The sequence below is a fragment of the Streptomyces diversicolor genome, assembly GCF_057537855.1.
On the sequence record NZ_BAAJXA010000029.1, the window covers coordinates 89,345 to 113,755 of the forward strand.

23 protein-coding genes and 1 pseudogene are annotated in these 24,411 nt (G+C 74.4%); 13 read left to right on the top strand and 11 right to left on the bottom strand.

Annotated features, from left to right (window positions below; genetic code table 11):
- The first annotated feature begins 53 nt into the window (after positions 1-53).
- Positions 54-419 carry an ArsR/SmtB family transcription factor gene (locus tag AC27LF_RS30270; protein WP_479659764.1) on the top strand — a complete coding sequence of 122 codons (366 nt, stop codon included), beginning with the start codon at positions 54-56 and terminating at the stop codon, positions 417-419.
- A 42-nt stretch (positions 420-461) separates the two neighbouring features.
- On the opposite strand, the gene AC27LF_RS30275 is transcribed toward AC27LF_RS30270, so the two are convergent.
- Entirely contained in the window at positions 462-1,679 is a 1,218-nt protein-coding gene (locus tag AC27LF_RS30275; protein WP_479659763.1) for a 4-hydroxybenzoate 3-monooxygenase, read from the bottom strand.
- A gap of 34 nt (positions 1,680-1,713) precedes the next feature.
- Entirely contained in the window at positions 1,714-2,133 is a 420-nt protein-coding gene (locus AC27LF_RS30280) for a CoA-binding protein (RefSeq protein ID WP_479659844.1), read from the bottom strand.
- 191 nt (positions 2,134-2,324) lie between these two features.
- On the opposite strand from AC27LF_RS30280, the gene AC27LF_RS30285 reads away from it, so the two are divergent.
- From AC27LF_RS30285 to AC27LF_RS30305, 5 genes are all read left to right on the top strand, one after another.
- Positions 2,325-3,083: a hypothetical protein gene (locus AC27LF_RS30285; RefSeq protein WP_479659762.1), complete on the top strand. Its 759-nt coding sequence runs from the start codon at positions 2,325-2,327 to the stop codon at positions 3,081-3,083.
- Positions 3,080-3,652 carry a SixA phosphatase family protein gene (locus AC27LF_RS30290; RefSeq protein WP_479659761.1) on the top strand — a complete coding sequence of 191 codons (573 nt, stop codon included), beginning with the start codon at positions 3,080-3,082 and terminating at the stop codon, positions 3,650-3,652. Before AC27LF_RS30285 ends, AC27LF_RS30290 begins: the two co-directional genes overlap by 4 nt.
- A 9-nt stretch (positions 3,653-3,661) precedes the next feature.
- Positions 3,662-4,288, top strand: a complete 627-nt coding sequence (locus AC27LF_RS30295) for a YigZ family protein (protein ID WP_479659760.1) — start codon at positions 3,662-3,664, stop codon at positions 4,286-4,288.
- A gap of 141 nt (positions 4,289-4,429) precedes the next feature.
- Entirely contained in the window at positions 4,430-5,593 is a 1,164-nt protein-coding gene (locus AC27LF_RS30300) for an exonuclease SbcCD subunit D (RefSeq protein ID WP_479659759.1), read from the top strand.
- Positions 5,590-8,586, top strand: coding sequence for an AAA family ATPase (locus tag AC27LF_RS30305; RefSeq protein ID WP_479659758.1), 2,997 nt, complete (start codon positions 5,590-5,592; stop codon positions 8,584-8,586). Before AC27LF_RS30300 ends, AC27LF_RS30305 begins: the two co-directional genes overlap by 4 nt.
- Before the next feature lie 98 nt (positions 8,587-8,684).
- Here the strand turns inward: AC27LF_RS30305 and AC27LF_RS30310 are convergent, their stop codons facing one another.
- The gene (locus AC27LF_RS30310; protein ID WP_479659757.1) at positions 8,685-9,131 is read right to left on the bottom strand and encodes an Lrp/AsnC family transcriptional regulator; all 447 of its coding nucleotides are present in this window, start codon (positions 9,129-9,131) and stop codon (positions 8,685-8,687) included.
- A gap of 142 nt (positions 9,132-9,273) precedes the next feature.
- Here AC27LF_RS30310 and AC27LF_RS30315 point away from each other — a divergent pair, with 142 nt between their 5' ends.
- The gene (locus AC27LF_RS30315; RefSeq protein WP_479659843.1) at positions 9,274-9,747 is read left to right on the top strand and encodes a rhodanese-like domain-containing protein; all 474 of its coding nucleotides are present in this window, start codon (positions 9,274-9,276) and stop codon (positions 9,745-9,747) included.
- Between the two features lie 76 nt (positions 9,748-9,823).
- On the top strand, positions 9,824-10,339 hold the full coding sequence (locus tag AC27LF_RS30320) for an immunity 21 family protein (protein ID WP_479659756.1): 516 nt from the start codon (positions 9,824-9,826) through the stop codon (positions 10,337-10,339).
- A gap of 118 nt (positions 10,340-10,457) precedes the next feature.
- Here AC27LF_RS30320 and AC27LF_RS30325 read toward each other — a convergent pair whose 3' ends face one another.
- From AC27LF_RS30325 to AC27LF_RS30340, 4 genes are all read right to left on the bottom strand, one after another.
- On the bottom strand, positions 10,458-12,149 hold the full coding sequence (locus tag AC27LF_RS30325; RefSeq protein ID WP_479659755.1) for a DUF885 domain-containing protein: 1,692 nt from the start codon (positions 12,147-12,149) through the stop codon (positions 10,458-10,460).
- Positions 12,150-12,307: 158 nt separating this feature from the next.
- The gene (locus tag AC27LF_RS30330; RefSeq protein ID WP_479659754.1) at positions 12,308-13,756 is read right to left on the bottom strand and encodes a GNAT family N-acetyltransferase; all 1,449 of its coding nucleotides are present in this window, start codon (positions 13,754-13,756) and stop codon (positions 12,308-12,310) included.
- A gap of 259 nt (positions 13,757-14,015) precedes the next feature.
- Positions 14,016-15,602, bottom strand: coding sequence for an alkaline phosphatase D family protein (locus tag AC27LF_RS30335; RefSeq protein ID WP_479659753.1), 1,587 nt, complete (start codon positions 15,600-15,602; stop codon positions 14,016-14,018).
- 273 nt (positions 15,603-15,875) lie between these two features.
- Positions 15,876-16,718, bottom strand: coding sequence for an alpha/beta fold hydrolase (locus AC27LF_RS30340; protein WP_479659752.1), 843 nt, complete (start codon positions 16,716-16,718; stop codon positions 15,876-15,878).
- A gap of 178 nt (positions 16,719-16,896) precedes the next feature.
- On the opposite strand from AC27LF_RS30340, the gene AC27LF_RS30345 reads away from it, so the two are divergent.
- Together AC27LF_RS30345 and AC27LF_RS30350 are read left to right on the top strand one after the other, a co-directional pair.
- Entirely contained in the window at positions 16,897-17,781 is an 885-nt protein-coding gene (locus AC27LF_RS30345; protein WP_479659751.1) for an RNA polymerase sigma-70 factor, read from the top strand.
- Between the two features lie 235 nt (positions 17,782-18,016).
- Positions 18,017-18,778, top strand: a complete 762-nt coding sequence (locus AC27LF_RS30350; RefSeq protein ID WP_479659750.1) for a GntR family transcriptional regulator — start codon at positions 18,017-18,019, stop codon at positions 18,776-18,778.
- Positions 18,779-18,798: 20 nt separating this feature from the next.
- Here the strand turns inward: AC27LF_RS30350 and AC27LF_RS30355 are convergent, their stop codons facing one another.
- The 3 genes from AC27LF_RS30355 to AC27LF_RS30365 all read right to left on the bottom strand — a co-directional run bounded on the left by AC27LF_RS30355 (position 18,799) and on the right by AC27LF_RS30365 (position 21,891).
- Positions 18,799-19,956, bottom strand: coding sequence for an ROK family transcriptional regulator (locus tag AC27LF_RS30355; protein ID WP_479659749.1), 1,158 nt, complete (start codon positions 19,954-19,956; stop codon positions 18,799-18,801).
- Between the two features lie 100 nt (positions 19,957-20,056).
- Positions 20,057-20,722, bottom strand: a complete 666-nt coding sequence (locus tag AC27LF_RS30360) for a response regulator transcription factor (protein WP_479659748.1) — start codon at positions 20,720-20,722, stop codon at positions 20,057-20,059.
- A 14-nt stretch (positions 20,723-20,736) separates the two neighbouring features.
- The gene (locus tag AC27LF_RS30365; protein WP_479659747.1) at positions 20,737-21,891 is read right to left on the bottom strand and encodes a sensor histidine kinase; all 1,155 of its coding nucleotides are present in this window, start codon (positions 21,889-21,891) and stop codon (positions 20,737-20,739) included.
- A gap of 106 nt (positions 21,892-21,997) precedes the next feature.
- On the opposite strand from AC27LF_RS30365, the gene AC27LF_RS30370 reads away from it, so the two are divergent.
- From AC27LF_RS30370 to AC27LF_RS30380, 3 genes are read left to right on the top strand one after another with little or no spacing between them, the layout of a single operon-like run.
- The gene (locus tag AC27LF_RS30370) at positions 21,998-22,918 is read left to right on the top strand and encodes an ATP-binding cassette domain-containing protein (RefSeq protein ID WP_479659746.1); all 921 of its coding nucleotides are present in this window, start codon (positions 21,998-22,000) and stop codon (positions 22,916-22,918) included.
- Positions 22,915-23,694, top strand: coding sequence for an ABC transporter permease subunit (locus AC27LF_RS30375; protein WP_479659745.1), 780 nt, complete (start codon positions 22,915-22,917; stop codon positions 23,692-23,694). The genes AC27LF_RS30370 and AC27LF_RS30375 overlap by 4 nt, the downstream gene beginning before the upstream one ends.
- 41 nt (positions 23,695-23,735) lie before the next feature.
- Positions 23,736-24,179, top strand: a complete 444-nt coding sequence (locus AC27LF_RS30380) for a hypothetical protein (protein WP_479659744.1) — start codon at positions 23,736-23,738, stop codon at positions 24,177-24,179.
- Here the strand turns inward: AC27LF_RS30380 and AC27LF_RS30385 are convergent.
- Positions 24,157-24,411: pseudogene (locus AC27LF_RS30385) on the bottom strand (hypothetical protein); the annotation flags it as partial. The gene AC27LF_RS30380 and the pseudogene AC27LF_RS30385 sit on opposite strands and share 23 nt — an antisense overlap.

Here is a 24,411-nt window from a genome sequence, read left to right on the forward strand (position 1 = left end):
CCTTCCGGTGCGCGGGAGTGGACGCACGACGCCCACGCCGCCATTATGTGCGTATGAGCGCACGCATGCACCTGTCACCTGCGCAGCATGCGCACCCGCGCACCCCCGGCGAGGAGCAGTTCGCGGTCGCGGCCGACCTGCTCGCCCTGCTCGGCGACCGCACCCGCCTCGCCCTGCTGCACGCCCTCACGGCCGGGGAGGCCGATGTCGGCACGCTCACCGAGGCGTGCGGCGCGGCCCGGCCCGCCGTCAGCCAGCACCTGGCCCGGCTGCGGCTCGCCGGCCTGGTGAACACGCGCAAGGAGGGCCGCCGGGTGGTCTACTCGCTGCGCCACGACCATCTGCGCCGGCTGGTGGCCGAGGCGCTGGACGTGGCGGACCACCGGCTCACCGAAACCCGCCCCGGACAAGGGAGTTGAGCCGGACCGGCCGACGCCGGCCGGGCCCGCCGGCGCACGCGGTCAGTACGTGTCGGCCGCGCCCAGGTACTGCTCCGCGAACGCCCTCCCGGCGGCCGGGGAGGTGAACAGCCGGCGCAGCCGTGCCAGGCCGGTGGCCGCCTGGTACGGGTCACCCGACGCCGGACCGTGGTAGATGCCGGACAGCCACTGCGAGAACTCCTGGTAGTCCCACGCCCGCCGCAGGCACGCCGCCGAGTATCCGGCCAGGCCGGCGCCGTCGCCGCGGGTGACGCGCGCGACGAGCGCGTCGCCCAGCAGGAAGGCGTCGTGCAGGGCCAGGTTCATGCCCTTCGCCGCGATCGGCGCGGTGAGATGGGCCGCGTCGCCCGCGAGGAAGAGCCGCCCGGACTCCATGGACGGGACCACGTAGTCGTGCATGTCCAGCACGCGCTTCTCGATCAGCCGTCCCTCCGTGAGCGCGGGCGCCCCCGCCGCACCGAGCCGCTGCCGCAACTCGGCCCAGACCCGTTCGTGCGGCCAGTTCTCCGGGTCGTCGCCGGGCGGGCACTGGAGGTAGTAGCGGGTGACCCCGGGGCCGCGGGCCATGTGCCCGGCGAACCCGCGCGGATGGATGCCGAACACCACGCAGTCGGCGGACGGCGGCGCCTCGGCCAGCAGCGCCAGCCAGCCGATGCCGTGGTCGTGCCGCGCGAGCGTCGCCCGGGACGCGGGCACCGCCTGACGGGACACCCCGCGCGCGCCGTCGCACCCCGCGACGAAGTCGCACCGGATCACCCGGCGTTCACCCGTCTTCGGGCACAGGTACGACACCGAGGGGCGATCCGTCTCCAGGTCGTGCAGCCCTACCTCCCGGACGCCGAAGCGGATGTCGCCGCCGCGGACATCGGCGTACTCGCGCACCAGGTCCGTCACCAGCAACGGCTGCGGATACACATAGTGGTGACGGCCCGTCAGCTCGTGGTAGCGGAGCCGGTGGCGCTCGCCGTCGAAGCGGAACTCGCACGTGTCGTGCGCCTGCGCCCGCGCCGGCAGACCGGCCGCCAGCCCGCGCCGGTCGAGTTCGCGCACCGCCCACTCCTCGATGACGCCCGCGCGCGGCCGCGTCTCGACGAACTCCCTGCTCTCGGTCTCCAGGACCACGCAGTCGACGTCGGCGGCCCGCAGGATGCCGCCGACGGTGAGCCCGGCGGGCCCGGCGCCCACGACGACGACCGGCCGCCGTTCCACGGACGCGGTGCGGGGGGAGGGTGACGTCACCGGGCCATTATGACGGTGTCCGGTCAGACAGAGGTCACCCAGCCCGCCGGCCCAGGGCGGGGATCTCGATGGCCGGGCAGCGGTCCATGACCATGTCGAGGCCGGCGGCCCGGGTCCGGTCGTAGGCGGCCTCGTCGATCACCCCGAGCTGGAACCAGACGGCCCGCGCGCCCTTGGCGACCGCCTCGTCGGCGACCTGCCCGGCGAGATCGCTGTTCACGAACACATCCACCACGTCCACCGCGAAGGGTATGTCCGCGAGCGAGGCGTACCCGCGCTCGCCGTGGACCGTCTCCGCCTTGGGATGCACCGGGACCACGCGCTTGCCGAACCGCTGCAGCACCTCGGCCACCCCGTAGGCGGCGCGCCGCCGGTTCGAGGACAGGCCCACGACGGCCCAGGTGTCGCCCAGCTCGGTCAGGATCCTGCGGATCGTCGCTTCGTCGCCGTACACGGTCGCGGCCTCCTCGGGCGTGGCGTGGAACTGTCCCTGGCGCAACAGTGCCCGCCGTACGGTGATTCCCGCGCCGGCCCGGCACGGCACCGGGGCGGGCCGGCGCGCGCCGCCTACCGCATTCGCCGCCACGGTGTCCGGTTTCGGCGCCAAGTCCTGCGTACGGGCTTCCGTCCGCCTACGCTCGCCCCGTGCTGCGCATCATCGACGCCCGAACCGGCCGACCCGTCGACGCCGCCCCCGCCCGCCGGGGCCTGACCCGCATCGAGGCCCACGCGTCGGGCTCGGACACCTCGGCCCTGCGGGTGCTGCTCGTCGCCGACGTGCTGGTCCGCGCCCTGGAACTCGGCGGCACACCCGTGTGGTGCCTGCTCACCGGCGGGCGGCGGCAGGCCGAGCTGCGTGCGGCGGCCACCGCCCTGGGCATCCGGCCCTTCGAGGAGGGCCGCGACCTCGCCGCCGGCCTCGGCGAGGCGCAGATCGTGCACGTGGCCGGGGACAGCGGTGTGCTGCCCGAGGGCGGGGTCGTCGTCGGCGTCGCCCCCGCGATCCGTGCGGACCCTGCCGCTGCGGCTCCCGCGGTGGCCGGCGCCTTCGCTGAGCCGCCCGACGATCCCTCCGCACTGCGCCTCGCGCTGCTCGCCACCCGCCGGGACACCCCCGTGCACCTCGACGCGGACGCGCTGGACCGGGCCGGGCGGAGGCTGGCCCGCTGGCGCCGGGCGGTCGCCCACTGGGCACGGCAGCCGTCCCGGCCGATCCCCGACGAGGTGCGCGGGCGGCTGCGGGCCGCCTGGGAGGACGATCTGGACGTGACCGGGGTACTGAACGTCCTGGACGGAGTCGCGGAGGCCGCCGACCTGCCGGACGGCGCCCGCTTCGAGACATACGCCCACGCCGACCGGCTGCTCGGCCTCGACCTCGTCCGCGACCTCGGGAGCCCCGCGTGAGCGCCGGCGCGGCCCCGCTGCGCCGCCTGGTCGTGCTGCGGCACGCCAAGTCCGCCTGGCCCGAAGGCGTCGCTGACCACGAACGCCCGCTCGCCCCGCGCGGCCGGCGCGACGCCCCGGCCGCGGGCCGCGCCCTCGCCGAGGCCGACTGCCTGCCCGACCTCGCCCTGTGCTCCACCGCGCTGCGCGCCCGGAGCACCTGGGAACTCGCCTCCGCCCAGTGGGGCACCCCGCCGCCCGCCCGGTTCGAGCCGCGGCTGTACGCGGCCGGCGTGCCGGACCTGCTGCGGGTCGTGCACGAGGTGTCGCCCGAGGTCGGGACGCTGCTCCTGCTCGGACACAACCCGGGCCTCGCGGACCTGGTCCTCGACCTGGCCGGGGACGGCCTGGACGACACCCTGGAGGTGGTCCGCGGGAAGTTCCCGACGTCGGCCGTCGCGATCCTGTCCTGGCACGGCACCGGCTGGCAGGCCCTCACCCCCGGCACCGCGCTTCTCACCTCGGTCACGGTCCCCCGCGGCAAGCGGCAGGGGAAGCCGAAGGGGAAGCCGAAGAGAAAGGCGGATTAGGCTGGCCGGATGCAGGACGAGTACCGCACCGTCGCCCGCGCGGGCGTGCACGAGACCGAGGTCAATCGCTCACGGTTCCTGTGCGCGCTCGCCCCGGCCGCCACCGAACGCGAGGCCCAGGAGTTCGTCGCCGCGGTCCGCAAGGAGCACGCCGACGCCACCCACAACTGCTGGGCGTACGTCATCGGCGCCGACGCGGCCGTCCAGAAGGCCAGTGACGACGGGGAACCCGGCGGCACCGCGGGCGTCCCGATGCTCCAGATGCTGCTGCGGCGCGACATGCGGTACGTCGTCGCCGTCGTCACCCGCTACTACGGCGGCGTCAAGCTCGGCGCGGGCGGCCTGATCCGGGCCTACGGCGGCGCCGTCGGCGAGGCCCTGGACCAGCTGGGCACCCGCACCCGGCGCCGCTTCCGGCTGGGCACCGTGACCGTCGACCACCAGCGTGCGGGCAAGGTGCAGAACGACCTGCGCGCGACCGGCCGCGCGGTGCGCGACGTCCGGTACGGGGAGGCGGTCGCCATCGAGATCGCCCTGCCGGACGCCGACGTGGACGCCTTCCGCGCCTGGCTGGCCGACGCCACCGCCGGGACGGCCCGCTTCGAGGCGGGCGGCGAGGCGTACGGCGACGCATGACCCTGGGGGCCGACATGCCCCCGGGGCGGCATGCCCCTCGGAGCCGAACGGACGCAACGGGTCCGCGGGGTGCGGCCGGTGACGGGCCGGTACGGGAGTAACCGCCCGTGATGTCAGACCCGGCCGTTAGTCTCGGGGATCATGAGACTCCTGCACACCTCCGACTGGCATCTGGGCCGGGCGTTCCACCGGGTGAACCTGCTCGACGCCCAGGCCGAGTTCATCGGACACCTCGTCACCACCGTGCGCGAGCGCGACGTGGACGCGGTGGTCGTGTCGGGAGACGTGTACGACCGGGCGGTGCCCCCGCTCGCCGCGGTCGAGCTGTTCGACGACGCGCTGCACCGGCTCGCCGGCCTCGGCGTGCCCACACTGATGATCTCCGGCAACCACGACTCGGCCCGCCGCCTCGGGGTCGGCGCCGGGCTCCTCGACCGCGCGGGCATCCATCTGCGTACCGACCCGGCGGGCTGCGGCACTCCGGTCGTGCTGGCCGACGCCCACGGGGACGTGGCCTTCTACGGCCTGCCCTACCTCGAACCCGCCCTGGTGAAGGACACGTTCGGCGTCGACCGGGCGGGCCACGAGAGCGTACTCGCCGCCGCCATGGACCGGGTGCGCGCCGACCTCGCCGCCCGCGCACCCGGCACCCGATCCGTCGTCCTCGCGCACGCCTTCGTCACCGGCGGCGAGACCAGCGACAGCGAACGGGACATCACCGTGGGCGGGGTGGCCGCCGTCCCGGCCGCCGTCTTCGACGGCGTCGACTACGTGGCGCTCGGGCATCTGCACGGCTGCCAGACCCTCTCCCCGCGCGTGCGCTACTCGGGCTCCCCGCTGGCCTACTCCTTCTCCGAGGCCGGCCACCGCAAGAGCATGTGGCTCATCGACCTCGGCGCCGACGGCGCGGTCGCCGCCGAGCGCGTCGACTGCCCGGTGCCGCGCCCCCTCGCCCGGATCCGGGGCCAACTGGACGACCTGCTCGCCGACCCCGCGCTCGCCCGCCACGAGACGGCCTGGGTCGAGGCCACGCTCACCGACCAGGTGCGGCCCGCCGACCCCATGGCCAGGCTCACCGGCCGCTTCCCGCACACCCTCAGCCTCGTCTTCGCCCCCGAGCGGGCCCCGGACGACCCTGACGTGTCGTACGCGCGGCGCCTGGCCGGCCGCGCCGACCAGCAGATCGCCGAGGACTTCGTGGCCCATGTGCGCGGCGCGGGCCCCGACGAGCGGGAACTGGCCGTGCTGCGGGAGGCGTTCGACGCCGTGCGCGCCGACGACACGCTGCGCGAGGTGGCGCGATGAGGCTGCACCGGCTGGACGTGACCGCCTTCGGACCGTTCGGCGGCTCCCAGAGCGTCGACTTCGACGCACTGTCCGCCGCGGGCCTGTTCCTGCTGCACGGGCCGACCGGCGCGGGCAAGACCTCCGTCCTGGACGCGGTGTGCTACGCGCTCTACGGCTCCGTGCCGGGCGCCCGGCACGTCGGCCAGGGCCTGTCCCTGCGCAGCGACCACGCCGACGCCGCGACCCGCACCGAGGTCCGTCTCGAACTGACCGTCGCCGGACGGCGGTTGGAGATCACCCGGCAGCCGCCCTGGGAACGCCCCAAGAAGCGTGGTTCGGGCACGACCCTCGACAAGGCCCAGACATGGCTGCGCGGCTACGACCCGGCCGCCGGCACCTGGCGGGACCTCAGCCGCTCGCACCAGGAGATCGGCGAGGAGATCACCCAACTGCTCGGCATGAGCCGGGAACAGTTCTGCCAGGTGGTCCTGCTGCCCCAGGGCGACTTCGCGCGTTTCCTGCGCGCCGACGCCGAGGCGCGGGCCAGGCTGCTCGGCCGCCTCTTCGACACCCGGCGCTTCGCCGACGTCGAAAAACGCCTCGCCGAACGGCGCCGCGCCACCGAGGCCCGGGTCCGCGAGGGCGACGCCGCGCTCCTCGCCGACGCGCACCGCATGCAGCAGGAAGCGGGCGACGCCATGGAACTGCCGGAACTCGCCCCCGGCGAGCCCGGCCTGGCCGAGACCGTACTGGGCGCCGCCGCCGTCGCCCGCAGCACCGCGCGGGAACGGCTCACCGTCGCCCACTGCCGGCTCACCGCCGCCGAGTCCGCCCAGGCCGCCGCCGAGAAGGCCCTCGCCGGCGTACGCGAACTCGCCCGGCTCCAGGACCGGTTCGCCGGGGCGCGACGGCGGGCCGCGCTCCTTAAGGAGCGGGCCGGCGCCCACCGGGAGGCACAGGTCCGCATGGAGCGGGGCCGCAAGGCCGAGACCGTGGCGCCCGCCCTGGAACTGCGGGAGGCCGCCGAGGCCGAGCACCGGCTCACCGCCGCAGCCGAGAAACGCGCGCGCGGGCCGCTGCCGCAGAGCCTCGCGGACGCCGGTGCCGCGGGGCTCGCCGCCGCCGCCCGCCGGACCGCCGAGGAACTGGGCGGCCTGGAGTCCGCGCGCCGCGCCGAGCAGCGGCTCGCCGAACTCCTCGCCGAGCGCACCGGTCTTGACCGTCAGGAACGCGCCGACGAGGAGGTGCTGCGGGAGGTCGGGACCTGGCTGGCCGGCTGGGACGCCACCCGCGCCGGACTGCAGAACCGGCTGGAAGCAGCCCAGGAGGCGGCCACCCGCGCCGAACAGCTCGCCGTGCAGCGCGAACCGGCCCGGCGCCGGCTCGACGCGGCCCGGCTGCGGGACCAGCTGGCCCGGGACACCGAAACCGCGCGGCAGCGGGCGCGCGAGGCGGAACGGGACGCCCTGGCGGCCCGCGCCCACTGGCTCGACCTCAAGGAACAGCGGCTGAACGGCATCGCTGCGGAACTCGCCGCGCACCTCACCGACGGCGAACCGTGCGCCGTCTGCGGCGCCACCGAACACCCCGCGCCCGCCCGCAGGGTCGCCGGGCACGTGGACCGCGCGGCGGAGGAGCGGGCGCTGGCCGCCCACCAGCGCGCCGACGAACGGCGCGCCGAGTCCGAGCGCCGACTGGGCGTCGTGCGGGAGGCGCTGGCCGCCGCGACCGCCGAGGCGGGCGACACCCCCACCGAGCAACTGGCCGCACAGGCGGACGAGGTGGAGCGGGAGTACACGCGGGCGCGGCGGGCGGCGTCCGGGCTGCACGCCGCCCGCGAGGAGCTGCGGCGGGCCGAGCAGGAGCGCGAGCGACGCCTCACCGACCGTCAGCAGGCCGAGGTCAGGGCCGCCTCCCGGCTCACCCGGCGGGACGCCCTCGACCAGGAACGCGCCCTTTTGGAGGAGGAGTTGGCGCAGGCGCGCGGCGACGCCGGCAGCGTGGCGGCCCGCGCCGCGCAACTGGAGCGGCAGACGGCCCAGCTCACCGACGCCGCCGATGCCACGCGCGCCGCCGAGGACAGCGCCCGCAGGCTCAAGGACGCCGACGCCCGGCTGGCCGACGCCGCCTACCGCGCCGGCTTCGCCACCCCCCGGGACGCGGCGGACGCCCTGCTCGACGACGCGGCCCACCGTGAACTCCAGCACCTCCTCGACGCCCGGCAGTCCGAGGAGGCCGCCGTACGCGCGATCCTCGCCGAGGCCGACACGGCCGCCGCCGCCCGGCGACCGCCCGCCGACGTCGAAGCGGCCGAGCGCGCCGCGGCCTCGGCGGCCGGACGGCTGCGCGAGGCCGCGTCCGCACGCGACGCCGCCGCCCGTTGCTGCGCCGAACTCGACCGGCTCTCCGCCCGCGCCGCCGACGGCGTGCGCGGGCTGGCGCCGCTGCGCGAGGAGTACGACCGGGTGGCCCGGCTCGCCGCCCTCACCGCGGGCACCTCCGCCGACAACGAACGCCGGATGCGCCTGGAGTCGTACGTGCTGGCGGCCCGCCTGGAACAGGTCGCCGCCGCGGCGACGGTACGACTGCGCCGAATGTCCGCGGGCCGCTACACCCTGGTGCACTCGGACGACCGCACCGGACGGGGCCGCAGCGGGCTCGGACTGCATGTGGTCGACGCCTGGACCGGCCGCGAGCGCGACACGGCGACGCTGTCGGGGGGTGAGACGTTCTTCGCCTCCCTCGCGCTGGCCCTCGGCCTCGCCGACGTCGTCACCGACGAGGCGGGCGGGGTCCGGCTGGACACCCTCTTCATCGACGAGGGTTTCGGCAGCCTCGACGACCAGACCCTGGACGAGGTGCTGGACGTCCTCGACTCGCTGCGGGAACGTGACCGCAGCGTCGGCATCGTCAGCCATGTCGCCGATCTGCGGCGCCGCATCCACGCGCAGCTGGAGGTGGTGAAGGGGAGAGCGGGTTCTCGGCTGAGGGCTCAGCTGCAGGGATCCTGACATGCCGTCGTCGGCTGCGGCTGCGTCGTGGCTGGGCGCGCCGTTCCTCGCGCCCCTTCTGGGCGCTGCCGGACCGCGGCTGAGTCCGCTTGGTGCGGTCAGTGGCCCAAGGGGCGGTGGGGGAGGGGGGAGGAGTAGACGACGTTTGTGGTGACCGAGCCCAGGGTGGCGATCCGGCCCGCGATCTCCTCCAGGTGGGGCATCGAGCGTGCGGCGACCTTGATGACGAAGCAGTCGTCGCCCGTGACATGGTGCGCCTCCAGGATCTCCGGCGTCACGGCGACCAGGTCGTGGAACGGCTTGTAGTGGCCGTTCGGGTAGCGCAGGCGCACGAACGCCAGGATCGGCAGGCCCACCCGCTCCGGATCCACGACGGCGGAATACCCCCGGATGACGCCCGCCTCCTCAAGCCGCCGCACCCGCTCGGTGACGGCGCTCGCGGACATCGATACCGCCCGGGCCAGCTCGGCGAAGCTCGCCCGGCCCTCGCGTTGCAGGACATCGAGGATGCGCCAGTCGGTGGCGTCGGGGGAAAACATGGTCATGGTCGAGGAATAACAGGGATTCCCCGGCCGGACAAGCCCCGCACCGCTGAATCCACCTTCAGCCACCGGCGTGGCGACCGTAGATTTTCCGTCATGGATTCCCGCCGTGCCCAAGCCCGGCGACCCGACGGAAAGGCTGCTCATGACCATCGCGAACGCCGTCGACCCGGTGCTGCGCGTGCCCCCGGCCGCCCCGGCCGAGGCCGTCGCCCACTTCCGCGCCGCGCTCGCCTTCCACGCCGACGTCTCCGACGTGGCCGCCGCCCTCGCGGCCGGCGAGCCCGGCTTCGTCGTGCTGGACTCCCGTTCCGCCGAGGCTTTCGACCAGGGCCATGTCCCGGGCGCCGTCCACCTGCCGACCGCGCTCGTCCCCGAGCGGGCCGGCCGGCTCCTGGACAGATCCGTGCCGGTGGTGACGTACTGCTGGGGCCCCGGCTGCAACGGCGCCACCCGCGCCGCCCTCGCCCTGGCCGAACTCGGCTACCAGGTCAAGGAGATGCTGGGCGGATTCGAGTACTGGGTGCGCGAGGGCTTGCCCTACGACACCCGGCGGGGCCGCGAGAGCCGTCCCGTCGACCCGCTGACCGCTCCGGTGGACGCCGACTGCGGCTGCTGACCGGGCAGTTCGGGGCGTAGCGGGCGGGTGGCCGGTCGGTGGGCCCGGCCGGTCGCTGTCCGTGTAGGTTCTGCCCATGGCGCGATACGCGGATCAAGGCGCGGTGGAGTGGGTGGAGTCGGGCGGGGGCCCGCTGATCGTGGTCCCGGAGGCGGTGCTGCCGTTCTGGGCCGGGGCCGACGGCGAGGACCTGGCCACCGACTACGACCGGGCGTGCGAGGTCGACGGCTACGTCGGTCTGCTCCCGGTCGGGGACAGCGCGGCCCTCGTACTGGGCGACGAACCGGCCTCCACGTCCTTCCTGCCGGACCACGGCACCTTCGTACGGTGGAGCGCGGCCGGTTCCGAGGACGAACTGCTGGCGGGCGTCCCCGCAGCCCTCGACGCGGCGGAGTGGCAGAACGAGGTCAGCTGGCAGGTGCCCGGCCCGGTCGTGCTGTTCGACTCGGCCTGGCCCGGCACCGCGACCGACCGCACGGAGCATCTGCGGGTGGCGCTGGAACCGGGCCGGTACGCGGTGCGCGCGGCCCACGCCCAGCCGGGACCGGAGACCTGGCTCGGCCTGGTCCAGTTGCGCAGGCTGCCGGACTGAACCCGCCGGCCGCCCGCCGGTGGTGCCCGCGACGCACGCGTGCGCACCACCGGTGGCTCCGCACCGCGGCCGGCATCCGTTCTCGGGTGCCGGCCCGTGCCGTCGGTCAGCCCGTCTGTCAGAGCGCGGACAGTTCGGCCACCAGATCGTCAAGGCCCAGCGACCCCTGGGACAGGGCCGCCATGTGCCAGGTCTTGAGGTCGAAGGCGTCGCCGTGCCGCCTGCGCGCGTTCTCGCGGCCCAGCAGCCAGGCCCGCTCGCCGAGCTTGTAGCCGATCGCCTGACCCGGGATCGTCAGATAACGGGTCAGCTCGCTCTCCACGAAGTCGGCGGGCCGGCTGCTGTGCGCGGCGAAGAACTCCTCGGCCAGCTCCGGCGTCCAGCGCTCACCGGGGTGGAACGGCGAGTCCGCCGGGATCTCCAGCTCCAGGTGCATGCCTATGTCGACGATCACCCGGGCCGCGCGCATCATCTGCGCGTCGAGGTAGCCGAGCCGGTGCTCGGGATCGGTCAGATAGCCCAGCTCGTCCATCAGGCGCTCGGCGTACAGCGCCCAGCCCTCCGCGTTGGCGCTGACCCCGCCGAGGGTCGCCTGGTAGCGGGAGAGGTCCTTGGCCACATGTGCCCACTGCGCGAGCTGGAGGTGGTGCCCGGGCACGCCCTCGTGGTACCAGGTCGACACCAGGTCGTACTCCGGGAACCGGGTCTGCCCCATGGTCGGCAGCCAGGTGCGGCCGGGGCGCGAGAAGTCCTCCGAGGGGGCCGTGTAGTACGGGGCCGCGGCGCCGCCGGGCGGGGCGATGCGCGCCTCCACCTTCCGTACCCGCTCGGCGAGTTCGAAGTGCGTGCCGTCCAGTTCCGCGATCGCCCGGTCCATCAGGCCCTGGAGCCAGACCCGGACCTCTTCCACGCCCTCGATGTGCGCGCCGTGCTCGTCGAGGTGGGCGAGCGCCACCCAGGGCGTCTCGGCGCCGGGCAGGATCTTCTGAGCCTCCTGGCGCATCTCGCCGAGGATGCGGTGGTACTCGGCCCAGCCGTACGCGTATGCCTCGTCCAGGTCGAGGTCCGTGCCGTTGAAGTAGCGCGACCAGCGCGCGTACCGCTCGCGGCCCACGGTGTTCGGGGCGCCCTCGACGGCCGGCGCGTACACGTCCCGCATCCAGTCCCGCAGCTCGACCACCGAGGCGGTCGCCGCACCGGCCGCCTCGTCCAGCTCGGCGCGCAGGGCCTCGGGCCCGGCCGAGGCGAAGTCCTCGAACCAGCCGCGCCCCGTGCCGTCCGTGTCCGCCCACTCGGTGAGCTGGTCGACAAAGGTGGCGGTCGGGCGCGGGGCCGCGTACAGCTTCCGTTCCAGGCCGAGGGCCAGCGACTCGCGGTAGCCCGCGAGCGCGGCCGGGACCGCGCGCAGTCGCTGGGCGACCGCCGCCCAGTCGTCCTCCGTCCGGGTGGGTGTCACGGTGAACACGTCGCGCACGGCGTGCCCCGGGGTGTGCAGGTTGCCGACCGCGCGCAGGCCCTCGTCGGCCTCGTGCACGGCGAGTTCGGCGGTGAGCCGTTCGCGCAGCAGACGCGCGCAGCGCCGCTCCACGTCGCTGTCCGCTCCGGGCCGCCGCTCGGCCTGTGCGAGCGCGGCAAGGGTGTTCCGCGCCAGTTCCGCCAGGGCCTGCCGGCCCGCCGGTGAGAAGTCCGGCAGCCGACTCGAACTCTCCTTCACTCCGAGGTAGGTACCGGTGACCGGGTCCAGGGCGACGAGTGCGTCGACGTAGGCGTCGGCCACCTCGCGGGGCAGCGGGCTCTTGGTTTCAGACATGCCGTCCATCCTCATACGGCGATGATGTTCTCGTCACCCCCGGGCGAGCCGCCCCGTACCGCGGAGCCGCCCCGTCCCACGGAGCCGGCGGGGGCACGGCCGCCGGCGGCGGCCCGCGGACCGCCGCCGGGCGGGCACCGGCCGCTCCCGGCCCGCGGTCAGTCGCGGCCGGCCGGGCCGCCGGAGTGCCGCCGCGCGCCGTCGTACGGCGGTCGCGAGACGACCGGGGTGGCGTCAAGCCGGGCCGTGATGACGAGCGTGCCCTCCTCGATCTGGTAGTCGAGCGGCAGACCGAGGCCGCGCATCGCGGCGACCATGCCGGTGTTGGACGCCTGCGTCACGGCGTACACGCTCTCGCAGCCCGCCTCGACGGCCATCGACACCAGACGGCCGAGGAGTTCGCCGCCGATGCCGCGCCGCTGCCACTCGTCCTCGACGAGCAGCGCGACCTCCGTCTCGTCGCCGTCCCACAGCAGATGGCCGAGGCCGACGACGCGGCCCGACGCGGTCTGCGCGGCCAGCGTCCGCCCGAAGCGCGGGCCGAGCAGATGGCTGAGGTAGCGGTCGGCGTCCCGGACCGGCCCGTGGTAGCGCAGCCCCAGGGTCCGCGACGAGCACCGGGCGTGCATCGCCTTCGCCGCCTCCAGATCGTCCGGGTCGGCCCGTCGCACGGTGATCGCGTTGCCCTCGGCCAGTGTCAGCACGTCCTGGCTGCGGGGGATCCGCGGGCCGAGCCGCGCGTCCAGTTCCACCAGCGCCCGCGCCCGGGCGAACTCGGCCGGGGTGAACGGCAGATACGGCCGTTCCACGGTGATCACTCCGCCTTCCGGCGCGCGCAGCCGCAGCACGGTGTCCTCCAGGGCCCCCTCGGCCGGTACCGCCTCCGGTCCCCGTGCGTCGTCGGTCGGTGCGGCGGGCAGCGAGCGTATGGTGCAGCGGCCCAGCAACTGCCTTAGTGCCAGCGGGAGTTCCGCGGCATCCAGCGCGGTGCGCGCGGCGAGGCCCAGGACCCGGGTGGGGGCGTCGACCAGATCGTGGGCGTCGGCCCGCTCGATCCAGGTGTGCGCGCCGCCGGCCAGCGAGACCACCCGGGTGATCTCGGCGCCGGTGAGGTCCGCCGGGGAGCGCAGCAGGAACTCGTCCACCGTGCCCGCGGCCAGCGGATGCGTCTGCAGGCTCAGGATGTCGACCTCGCGGCCCGCGAGGGCCGTGCACAGCGCGGCCAGCGAGCCGGGCCTGTCCTGCACCGTCGTCCGCATCCGCCACAGCACGCTCGCCCCGCCGACGGCGCCGGGCGTCTCCTCCGGCCGTTCGGCCGGCCCGGCCCGCCGCGGCTCGGCGGCCGGCCGGGCGCCGGTATGGCTCGGGGGAGGTGCGTGACCGTGGCGCCGTGCCCACCAGGTGTGGAACCCCGCCGTGGCGATCAGCGCCGCCGCGGCGATCATCAGCAGCGCCGGGCCGTCGGGGCCGTGTCCGATCAGATTGGCCACCACGTCCGCCACCGCGACGGCCGTGAAGAGGGCGGCGAGTTCCACGACGTCCCGCCGCCAGTGGTGCACGGGACGCCCGTGCCTGGCTCGTGTCACATCCGACAGGTCTCCAGTCATGCACCCACTGTGAAGGAACGGTGTTGCGTGATCACGAACGCTCTGTGACTTATGGGTAAAGCATGGTTTTGTCCTTTTTCTCCGCCTTTTCTTCGCCTTTTGCCGCCTCTTTGTCTGAGGGGGTGTCAGGAGACGAAGAAGCGCTGCTCGGCGGGGTCGGCGGGCGTCGCCGATCGCGCCGCGCACCGGGGGATGACGCCGGTGCGCGGCACGCCATCGAGGGTACGGGAGCCGGCCGCCCGGCGGGCTCCCGCCGCGCCTACTGGCCGACCCGGCCCGGCTGCAACCGCTGGGTGAACAGCACCGTGCCGTCCTGCTCGCGCAGCCGCACCGTCAGCTCACCGCTGTGGCCGTCGATGTCGACCTCGCCGAAGAACTGGTAGCCGCCCGCGGGGGAGACGTTCGACGCGGTCGGCGCCTTCACGAACACCCGCTCCGGTCCGAAGGTGCCGTCGAGTGCGCTGGCCGGGAAGGCACCCGCGTTGAGGGGTCCGGAGACGAACTCCCAGAACGGCTCGAAGTCGGTGAACGCGGCCCGCGACGGCTGGTAGTGCTGCGCCGAGGTGTGGTGCACATCGGCGGTCAGCCACACCGTGCCGGTGATCCGGCGGTGCTTGATGTACCGCAGCAGCTCGGCGATCTGCAGCTCACGGCCCAGCGGAGCGCCGGGGTCACCCTGCGCCACCGCCTCGATGTTCGGCCTGCCCTCGGTGGCGTCCGGCACGACGAGGCCGAGCGGCATGTCGGAGGCGATCACCTTCCACACCGCGCGCGACCGGGACAGCTCCCGCTTGAGCCACTCCAGCTGCTCGCGGCCGAGGATGCCCCGCGGGTCCACGGTCTGGTCGTCGGGCGAGTTGGCGTTGCGGTAGGTCCGCATGTCCAGGACGAACACATCGAGCAGCGGTCCGTAGCGCACCACGCGGTGGACGCGGCCCTCCTTCGCGCCCGGCCGCAGCGTCGGGATCGGGAAGTACTCGCTGAAGGCCCGCCGGGCGCGCGCCGCCAGCACGTCGACGCTCTTCTCGGTGTAGCGGGCGTCCGAGTCCGCGATCACCTGGCCCGGGTACCAGTTGTTGCGCACCTCGTGGTCGTCCCACTGGATGATCGACGGAACCTGCGCGTTGAACCGCTTGAGGTTGTCGTCCAGCAGGTTGTAGCGGAAGTTGCCGCGGAACTCCGCCAGCGTCTCGGCGACCTTGGACTTCTCCTCGGTGGTGATGTTCCGCCAGGTCCGGCCGTCGGGCAGGGCCTGGGTGGCGCTGATCGGACCGTCGGCGTAGATGTTGTCGCCGCTGCACAGGAAGAAGTCCGGGTCCAGCTTCGCCATGGCGTCATAGATCCGGTAGCCCCCGAGGTCGGGGTTGATGCCCCAGCCCTGGCCGGCCAGGTCGCCCGACCACAGGAACCGCACGCCGTCGCGGCTGCGCGCCGACACGGTGCGGAACGTGCCGGTCACCGGCTCGCCGGTGCGTCGCGGGTCGTCCGGGTCGGCGAGCAGCACGCGGTAGTGGATCTGTTCGCCGGACGGCAGGCCGCGCAGCTGGGTGGTGCCGGTGAAGTCGGTGCCCTGGCCCAGCAGCGGGCCGTGCCATCTGCGCGGGTTGCGGAACGACTCGGTGGCCGAGGTCTCCACCACCATCCGGGCCGGCCGGTCCGAGCGCACCCACACCAGACCGGAGTCGGAGGTCACGTCGCCGACCTGCACGCCCCAGCCCGCCTTCGGGCGTCCCGACAGGGCGAACGCGGGTGCGGCGCCGGCGGCGGCCGGCAGGGCCAGGGCCGCGGACGCGGCGAGGGAGCCGCGCAGGACGCTGCGGCGGCCGGGGAAGGAACGGTGTGACATGACTGCGCCTCCGGGGGTCGGGAACCGGACCGTGTGCAGTGCCACACCTACTGGTGTGCCGCAGCGGGCACGGAAACCACAAGTGAACAACTGGCCCGGCGGCCACGGAAACCGGAGGACACCTCCATGGCCCCGCGGGGCCCGGCGCCACCAGGCAGCGCGCCGCGAGGCGGGCGCTGCGCGGGGTGTGATGGCCGGTGGGTGACTGCGGGGACGTCGTGGCTGCTCGCGCGGTTCCCCGCGCCGCTGTGGGGCGCCGTCGCCGGGGCGCTTCTACCGGCCTGGTCGGCGGCTGCCGTCGAGGATGACGCGTGCGACGAGGGCCGGGTCGTCGTTCATCGGGCAGTGCCCGCAGCCGGGCAGGCGCACCAGCCGGGCCCGGGGGATGATCTGCTTGGCACGGATGCCCTGACGGCGCACCAGCACCAGGTCGCGGGTGCCCCAGGCGACCGTGACCGGGACGGTGGGGATGTCGTCGGTGAACCGGACGGCGCTGCCTGCCCGCAGGGTCGCGTCGAAGCCGGTGGCCCGCGCCAGCGCCAGCGTCTCGGCGACGACCGCCTGAGGTGAACGCCGGGCGGGCCGGGCGTAGATCGTGCTCGTCAGGGCGGTGCGGCCGGCCGCCGTCCGGGCCAGCCGCTCCACCAGGGGCCGCGGCAGCTGCCGGGAGGCCCGCCGCATCGCCGTCAGCACACCGAAGGCGTAACGCCGTTCGCTCGGCGACCAGAATCCGGCGGGGGACAGCGCGGTGACGGACCGTACAAGCTTCTCGCGGCCCAGTTCGAGGGCGAGCAGCCCGCCCAGCGAGTTCCCGGCCACATGCGGGCGGTCCAGCCCCAGGGCCTCGAACAGCGCCCGGAGGACGACGTTGGTCGTCGGCAGGTCGTAGGCGAGGCCGTCCGGCAGGCCCGGGGAGGCGCCGAACCCGGGCAGATCCACGGCGATCACGTCGCGTTCCACGGCGAGGATGTCCACCAACGGGTCCCACGCCTGCCGGTGGTGGCCGATGCCGTGCAGCAGGACCAGCGGTTCGCCGTGCCCCACGCGCGCGTAGGAGACGGTGACGCCCCGTGGGCCGTGCGCGGTGGGGACCTCGAAGGAGACGGTCGCGGACATGGAGTGCTCCTCGTCTGGGACGGGCCTGCGGGCAGTGGTAGACAGCTTGTCAGCAATTACTACCCACAGGTAGCCCCCGGTGCCCGCGTGTTCCGCCGCCCCGGCACAACGCGCCGCGCCCGCCCCGGCCTCCGCGCTCGCCTGGACAATCACGGGCCGCATTGGATGGGATGGGGCCGTGAGCGCCGACACTCCGACCGACGTCTTCGAAGCGCACCGACCCGTCCTCATGGGAGTCGCCTACCGCATGCTCGGACGCGTGACCGACGCGGAGGACGTCGTCCAGGACGCCTGGCTGCGCTGGTCCGGCGCCGACCACGGCCAGGTGCGCGAGCCGCGCGGGTACCTGGTGCGCATCACCACACGGCTGGCCGTCGACCGGCTGCGCGAGATCCGCGCGCGAGGCGAGGCGTACGTCGGGCCATGGCTCCCGGAGCCGTACATCACCGACTTCGCGGACAGCGCCCCGGATGGCGCCGAACGCGCGGTGCTCGCCGACTCCGTCTCCCTCGCCGTCCTCGTCGTCCTGGAGTCCCTGTCGCCCCTGGAACGCGCCGTGTTCGTCCTCCGGGAGGCATTCGGCTATCCGTACGCCGAGATCGCGGCCGTGCTCGACCGCGGCGAGGCGGCGGTGCGCCAGCTCGCCGCGCGGGCCCGCCGGCACGTCGACGAGCGACGGCCGCGCTATAGGGTCGACCCGGCCGAGCGCCGGGATCTGACGAAGCGGTTCCTCGCCGCCGCGGCCGACGGCGACCTCGCGGCGCTGATGTCCCTGCTCGCCCCGGACGTGCGCCTGGTGGGCGACAGCGGCGGCAAGGCGAAGGCGCCGCTGCGGGTCCTGGAGACGGCGGACAAGGTGGGCCGCTTCCTCGTCGCGGTCACGGCCGCGGAGGCGCCCAGGCTGTCCGTCCGTCTCCTGGAGGCCAACGGCGGCGTCGCGGTGCTCGCCCTCAGCGGCGACAAGCCCGACACCGTCATGCAACTGGACGTGGCCGACGGCGTCGTCCGCACGGTGTACCTCGTGCGCAACCCCGACAAGTTGCGGTCCCTGGCCGGGCGCTGATCCGCTCCGCCCCGAAGCCCCCTGCGACGGGGGCTTTGCCGGCATGTCACGACAGCGGCCGAGTGCGAACGGTCCATGAACGCTCCGCTGCGGCGGGCCCCCGTGCCGCCCCAGGGACCGAGGATTGGTCTTGACCAAGGGTGAGCGCCGCCCTATCGTCGCTGATAAGTGCAACAACCTTTAATAAACAAGGGCGCTAAAACGCCGCCGGACCACGGCGATCGCGGAGGACAGGGTGGGGACCACGCAGCTGGAATCGGTGCCGGAACCGAAGTACTGGCATCTCAGGACCGTGCTCAGTGAGGCTTTGGACTCCGAGTTCTCGGTCGGTGAGATCCTGCCCAACGAGCGGGACCTCGCGGCCCGCTTCGGCGTGGCCCGCGCCACGCTCCGCCAGGCCCTCGAACAGCTCGAACTGGAAGGCCGGCTCCAGCGCCGCCGCGGTGTCGGCACGACTGTCGCCCCGCCGCGCGTCGGCGTCGCCGTCGGCACCGAACAGCACGCCTGGCCGGGCGCCGCGGAAGACGCCTGGCAGAGCACCGACTGCACGCAGGCTGTGCCGCCCGCGGCCGTCGCCACGGCCCTGGAGACCGGCGCCGACGAGCCCGTGCACACCGTGCGCCGCACCCGGGTCTTTCACGGCCGGCCGGTGGCCGCCGAACTGCTCTACGTCCCCGTGTCCTCGGTGCCCGACCTGTCGGCGATCGACGCCCCCGCCGGCCCGGCACGCGCGCGTGCCGTGCTGCGCGAACTGCAGCGCCTGGACCTGGAGGGCGAGGACCGCGCCGTGGAACTCGGCTCGGCCGGCGCGGACGACGCCAAGGAACTGGACCGGCTCCCCGGGGCGCCCGTGCTGGTCGTCACGACGCGCTTCTTCGCCGAGGGCCGCACGGCGGCGCTCTCCGTCGCCCTGTACCGCGCCGACACCTGCCGCCTCACCTTCGGTGACTCGGGCAAGGTGGAGATCCACCACGGACCCGAACGGCAGGCTTCGTAACAGACGTCGTAGCCGACGGATCACCGCCGGGCCGTCGCCGTGCCCTCCACCGCGAACAACTGCTCCTCCACATGGTCGAGGGCGAGCCGCAGCGCACCCATGGGCACGGCCGCCTCACCGAGCAGGGAGAGGGTGACCTTCGGCGGGCGCAGACAGTAGCGGGCGAGTTCATGGCGCAGCGGTTCCAGGACGCCGTCCAGGCCGGCCGCCCAGCCGCCGATCACGACCAGCTCCGGATCGAGCGCCAGGACCAGCGCCGCCACATCGTGCACGAGCCGCTGGATGAACCGGTCCACGGCGGCCCGCGCCCGCAGGTCGCCCTTGCGCGCGAGCGCGAACACCTCGGCGACCGCCTGTTCGTCCAGCGGATGCAGCGGCTGGTCCGTGGTGGACAGCAGCGTCTCCGGGGTCACCTCACGGCCCAGCAGGTGCAGCGCGCCGATCTCCCCGGCCGCCCCGCCGAACCCACGGTGCAGCCGCCCGCCGATCAGCGCACCGGCGCCCGGGCTCAGCCCGGCCAGCACGAACACCACGTCGTCCGAGTCGGTCGCCGCGCCCTTCCAGTGCTCGGCGACGGCGGCCGCGTTGGCGTCGTTCTCCACCAGCACCGGGCACTTGAAGGAACGGCTCAGCCGCTCGCCGAGCCGCAGGCCCGTCCACTGCGGCAGCGCCGTGCCCAGCCGTACGGTGCCGTCGGCCTCCACGATCCCCGGCGTGCCGACCCCGACGGCCCGCAGCGAGCCGCGCGCCACCCCGGCCCGCCGCAACAGCTCGGCCACGGCGGTCCGCAGCCGCTCCAGCCGCTCGTCCGCATCGGCCCGCTCGTCGACGTCCTTGGCCTGCGCGCCCAGCACCCGGCCGTCCAGGTCGGACAGGAGCGCCGCGACACGGTGCGCGCCGATCTCCAGGCCCAGCAGATGGCCGGCCTCGGCCCGGAACCGGAACCGCCGCGCGGGGCGCCCCTGACGGCGTGCGGCGCCCTCCTCGGCCGCCGTCTCCACCACGAGGCCGGCTTCGATGAGCCCTTCGACGACCCCTTCGACGGTCGGCCGGGACAGCCCGGTCACCCGGGTGATCTCCGTGAGCGTCGCGCAGTCCGTGGCACGCATCGCGTGCAGCACCACCGCGGAATTGATCCTTCGCAGCAGCGAGGGATCGCCGCCGGTCAGCCGCCCCACCGTCCGTCCTCCCAGCTCGTGCGCGTGTTGGGCGGATCGTACTCGGCGCCGCGGGGCCCGGCGAGTGCCGGGCGCCGACTGCCGCGCGCCGCACGGGCGTTCAGCCCGGCGCGACGAAGCCCGACTCGAACGCCGCGATCACCGCCTGGGTGCGGTCGCGCGCCCCGAGCTTCGCCAGGACGGCGCTCACATGCGACTTGACCGTCTCCGTCCCGACGACCAGCCGGGCGGCGATCTCCGCGTTGGACAGCCCACGGGCCATCAACCGCAGCACCTCCGCCTCCCGTTCGGTCAGCCGGGCCCGCTCCAGCGCGGCCCGCGCCGCACGGTTGCCGTGCCCGTCGTCGCCGTAGCGCGCGGCGAGCTGCCGCACCGACGCCGGGAACAGCAGCGACTCGCCCTCGGCGACCAGCCGCACCGCGTGCACGATCTCCGCGGGCCGTGCCCGCTTCAGCAAGAACCCGTCGGCACCGGCACGCAGCGCCTCGTACACGTACTCGTCGTTCTCGAATGTGGTCACCACCAGGATCTTCGGCGGATCGGCCACGGTGCGCAGCACCGCGCGCGTGGCCTCGATCCCGTCCAGGAGCGGCATCCTGACGTCCATGGCGACCACGTCCGGCCGCAACCGCCGCACCAGAGGGATCACCGCCGCGCCGTCCGCCGCCTCCCCGACCACCTCGATGTCGGGCTGCGCATCGAGGACCGCGCGCAGCCCCGCGCGGACCAGGGGTTCGTCATCGACGATCAGAACGGTGACCGGCATCCGGCCAGCGTAGATCAGCGCACCGGCAGCTCCACGCGCACCTGCCAGTCGCCCGCGTCCGGACCCGTGCGCGCGCTGCCCCCGAGCAGGGCCGCGCGCTCGCGTATGCCGCGCAGGCCGCTGCCCCGGCCGGCACCGGACACCGCGGCCGTCAGCGGATTGCGCACCTCCAGGGCGAGCGTGCCGTCCGCCACCGTGACCCGGACCAGGACCGGCACGCCCCCCGCGTGCCGCAGCACATTGGTCAGCGCCTCCTGGAGGATGCGGTAGCCCTCCCGGGACACCGGACCCGGGACCGTCTCCAGGGGACCGGTCACGTCCGCGTCGACCTTGGCACCCGAGGCACGCGCCGACTCCAGGAGCCCGTCGGCGTCGGCCAGCGTCGGACGGGCGCTCGCCGGGCGCTGCGTCTCGCGGAGCACGCCCAGCACCCGCTCCAGGTCCTCCAGCGCGGCCCGGCCCGTCTCCTCGATGGCGCCGAGGGCCCGGTCGGTGAACTCCGCATCGCCCGCCGCCCGCGCCGCCCCGGCCTGCACCACCGCCACCGTCAGGGCGTGCCCGATGGAGTCGTGCAGTTCGCGCGCGATGCGGGTGCGCTCCAGGAGCTGTTCGGTCTGTTCCTCCAGCGCGGCCAGGCGCTCCGCCGCGGACGGGCCGAGCAGCCGGCGCGCGAGAGCGGTGACCAGCGCGCCGAGGCCCACCACCACGCCGTACAGGGCGATCAGGGGGAGCGGGGCGAGCAGCCCGTAGGCCCAGTGCGGCTGCGCCCGGTCCAGTACCGGCACCTCGGGCACGGTGTGCCCCGAGGCGAGCCGGATCAACAGGTAGGTCAGGACCGGCAGCCACACGGTGGCGACGGACGCCGGCACCGTGAGGGCCATCCGAACCTCCAGCCACAGCACGGTGCGCAGCCTGTCCCGCCATGTCGCCGACGGCGTCACCGAGATGCCCGGCTCCTCCTCGCCGGGTGTCAGCAGCAGCCGCGCCTGCACCCCCTCGCCGGTCCGCACCGCCCCGATGAGCCCCACCGGGATCAGGACGGCCGCCGGCACCCACGGCGTCGACGGGGAGACGAACAGCCACACGCTGACGATCAGCGCGGGCACCCACAGGTGCAGAAAGCGCGTGTACGTCGTCCCCCGCAGCAGCGGGCGCAGGAAGCGGGCCATCCGGACATCGTGGCAGGTGCCACCGACAACGGGCTCCCCCGGGCGGGGGAGACGGTCCGCACCGGCGGGGGAGGACCGGGCGCCCGCGCACGGCCAGGGTGGTGCCATGACCTGCATCGACGTACGAGACCTCAGCAAGGAGTACGGCGCCCGGCGGGCCGTGGACCATGTCACCTTCAGCGTCCGCCCCGGCCTGGTGACCGGTTTCCTCGGCCCCAACGGCGCCGGGAAGTCCACCACCCTGCGGCTCGTCCTGGGCCTTGACCGGCCGACCTCCGGGACCGCGACGGTCGGCGGCCGTGCCTACGCCGGACTCCGTGAGCCCCTGCGTCACGTGGGCGCGCTGCTCGACGCGCAGGCCGCGCACGGCTCCCGCACCGGGCGCGACCACCTGCGCGCCCTGGCGGCGAGCAACCGCATCCCCGTGCGCCGGGTCGACGCCGTGCTGGAGGAGACCGGGCTCGCGGCGGTGGCGCGGCACCGGGTCAGGACGTACTCCCTGGGCATGCGGCAGCGGCTCGGGATCGCCGCCGCACTGCTCGGCGATCCCGGGGTCGTCCTCCTCGACGAGCCGTCGAACGGCCTCGATCCCGAAGGCATCGTCTGGATCCGCGCGTTGCTGCGCCGGCTGGCGGGCGAGGGCCGCACCGTGCTGGTCTCCAGCCACCTCATGAACGAGACCGCGGCCTTCGCCGACCACCTCGTCGTCCTGGGCCGCGGACGCCTCCTGGCGGACACCCCGCTGCAGGACTTCATCCACGCGCGCGTACGGCCCGGCGTGCGGGTCCGCACAACCGACGGGACGGCGCTCGCGGGCCTGCTCGCCCGGCACGGCTACGACGCCGCCTCGACCGACGCCGGTCAGTGGACCGTGCGGAACGCGCGCGTGGAGGACATCGGGCGCCTCATGGCCGACGCGGGCATCCCGGCCCTCGAACTCGCCACCGAGGAGGCCACCTTGGAGCAGGCGTATTTCGACCTGACGTCGTCCGAGGCCGAGTTCACCGCCCAGCCGCAGGAGGTATGACCGTGTCCTTCCCGTCCTTCTCGTCCTTCCCGTCCTTCTCGTCCTTCCCGTCGTTCTCGTCGACGTTCCAGCCCGCCCTCCACGCCGAGTGGATCAAGATCCGTACGCTGCGCTCGCTCGTCGCCGGCCTGGGCGCGGTGCTCCTCGCCACCGTCGCCTTCGGCGCGCTCGCCTCCGCCGACGGCGACGACAACGACCCGCTGTTCGCCATGTTCTTCGGCATCTCCTTCGGACAGATCGCGGCGATCGCGTTCGGCGCGACGGCCGTATCGTCCGAGTTCCGGGGCGGCGCGCTGCGCCTGGCCCTGGCCGCGGTTCCGGACCGGCGCCGGTGGTTCGCGGCGAAGGCCACCGCGATCGCGCTGCCCGTCCTCGCCGTCGGCCTGGTCACCGGGGCGGCGACCCTGCTCGTCGGTCGCGCCGCGCTCGGGGCCTCAGCCAACCGGCCGGCCTGGGCCGAGGGACTGCGGGCCGCGGTCGGGTGCGGCATCTACCTGACGCTGATGGCGCTGTTCGCGGCCGGGGTCGCGGCCGTGCTGCGCAGCGGAGCGGCCACGCTGGGCCTGCTGATCCCGCTGCTCCTGATCGTCTCCTTCGTCGTCGGCGACCTGTCCGGCAACGCCGCCGACTACCTGCCCGACCGGGCCGGTCAAGTGATCCTGCACAGCGACTGGGACGGCGGTCTCGGCCCGTGGACCGGACTGGCGGTGACCGCGCTGTGGACGGCGGGAGCACTGCTCGCGGGAGCGTGGTGCGTGCACCGGAGGGACGCCTGACACAGCGCCAATTGTCAGTGGTGCCCGCTTTACTGGCTCCCATGGACATCGCGCGGCACCTGGCCCTCATCGACCTGCTGTGCACCCGGGGATTCCCCGCGGAGCACGGCAGGACGGAGCACGGCGAGAGCGGGCCCGGGTATCACATAGCGGAATTACAGACCAGCGGCGACTTCTGGGAGGACGGCGGCGCGCAGCGGGAGGAGACCGGGACGCAGTACGAGGCCGACCGGGAAGGGCTCGGCGCTCGGCTCACCGAGCGGTGGGGGCCGCCGGACCGCATCAGCCTGTACAGCGTGCTGGAACGGACCACGCGGGGCGAGGACATCGGCCGGCCGTGGGCCGCGCTCAGCGGGCATGTGCCCGACCTCGACCTGTGGCGGGCGCCCGGCGCGGACCGCTGGGTCGCCCTCGGCGTCTCCCAGTGGGACGGGGAGCTGCCCTTCCAGCTCCTGGCCGTCGTCACGAACCTGGACCCGCCGTGACCCGCCCCGGATCCACCACGGCATCGGCCGCCGCGACCCCGCTCCGGTCGTACGCGGCCTCCCGCAGCCGCCCGAACTCCTCGGCCATCGTCGCCGCCGTCCAATGCGCGTTCAGACCGCTCGAAGCTCTGGAAACTATGCCCAACATGGTATAATTGTCCTCGATCTTGCATGAGGGTTCGTCAGCTTTCTGACGGACCCTTTCGGCTCGTTCGGGGCGATTATTTCTGCA

Bases quoted from the DNA above. Each gene is read 5' to 3' on its own strand.
- AC27LF_RS30340 (WP_479659752.1), bottom strand. From the start codon at position 16,718: ATGTCCGCGACCGTCTCCTTCGAGGTCCCCACCGCGCACGGCCCACGG.
- AC27LF_RS30320 (WP_479659756.1), top strand. From the start codon at position 9,824: ATGGCGCGATACGCGGATCAAGGCGCGGTGGAGTGGGTGGAGTCGGGC.
- AC27LF_RS30370 (WP_479659746.1), top strand. From the start codon at position 21,998: ATGACCTGCATCGACGTACGAGACCTCAGCAAGGAGTACGGCGCCCGG.
- AC27LF_RS30310 (WP_479659757.1), bottom strand. From the start codon at position 9,131: ATGACCATGTTTTCCCCCGACGCCACCGACTGGCGCATCCTCGATGTC.
- AC27LF_RS30365 (WP_479659747.1), bottom strand. From the start codon at position 21,891: ATGGCCCGCTTCCTGCGCCCGCTGCTGCGGGGGACGACGTACACGCGC.
- AC27LF_RS30335 (WP_479659753.1), bottom strand. From the start codon at position 15,602: ATGTCACACCGTTCCTTCCCCGGCCGCCGCAGCGTCCTGCGCGGCTCC.
- AC27LF_RS30375 (WP_479659745.1), top strand. From the start codon at position 22,915: ATGACCGTGTCCTTCCCGTCCTTCTCGTCCTTCCCGTCCTTCTCGTCC.
- AC27LF_RS30270 (WP_479659764.1), top strand. From the start codon at position 54: ATGAGCGCACGCATGCACCTGTCACCTGCGCAGCATGCGCACCCGCGC.
- AC27LF_RS30305 (WP_479659758.1), top strand. From the start codon at position 5,590: ATGAGGCTGCACCGGCTGGACGTGACCGCCTTCGGACCGTTCGGCGGC.
- AC27LF_RS30300 (WP_479659759.1), top strand. From the start codon at position 4,430: ATGAGACTCCTGCACACCTCCGACTGGCATCTGGGCCGGGCGTTCCAC.
- AC27LF_RS30295 (WP_479659760.1), top strand. From the start codon at position 3,662: ATGCAGGACGAGTACCGCACCGTCGCCCGCGCGGGCGTGCACGAGACC.
- AC27LF_RS30380 (WP_479659744.1), top strand. From the start codon at position 23,736: ATGGACATCGCGCGGCACCTGGCCCTCATCGACCTGCTGTGCACCCGG.
- AC27LF_RS30315 (WP_479659843.1), top strand. From the start codon at position 9,274: ATGACCATCGCGAACGCCGTCGACCCGGTGCTGCGCGTGCCCCCGGCC.
- AC27LF_RS30360 (WP_479659748.1), bottom strand. From the start codon at position 20,722: ATGCCGGTCACCGTTCTGATCGTCGATGACGAACCCCTGGTCCGCGCG.
- AC27LF_RS30330 (WP_479659754.1), bottom strand. From the start codon at position 13,756: ATGACTGGAGACCTGTCGGATGTGACACGAGCCAGGCACGGGCGTCCC.
- AC27LF_RS30325 (WP_479659755.1), bottom strand. From the start codon at position 12,149: ATGTCTGAAACCAAGAGCCCGCTGCCCCGCGAGGTGGCCGACGCCTAC.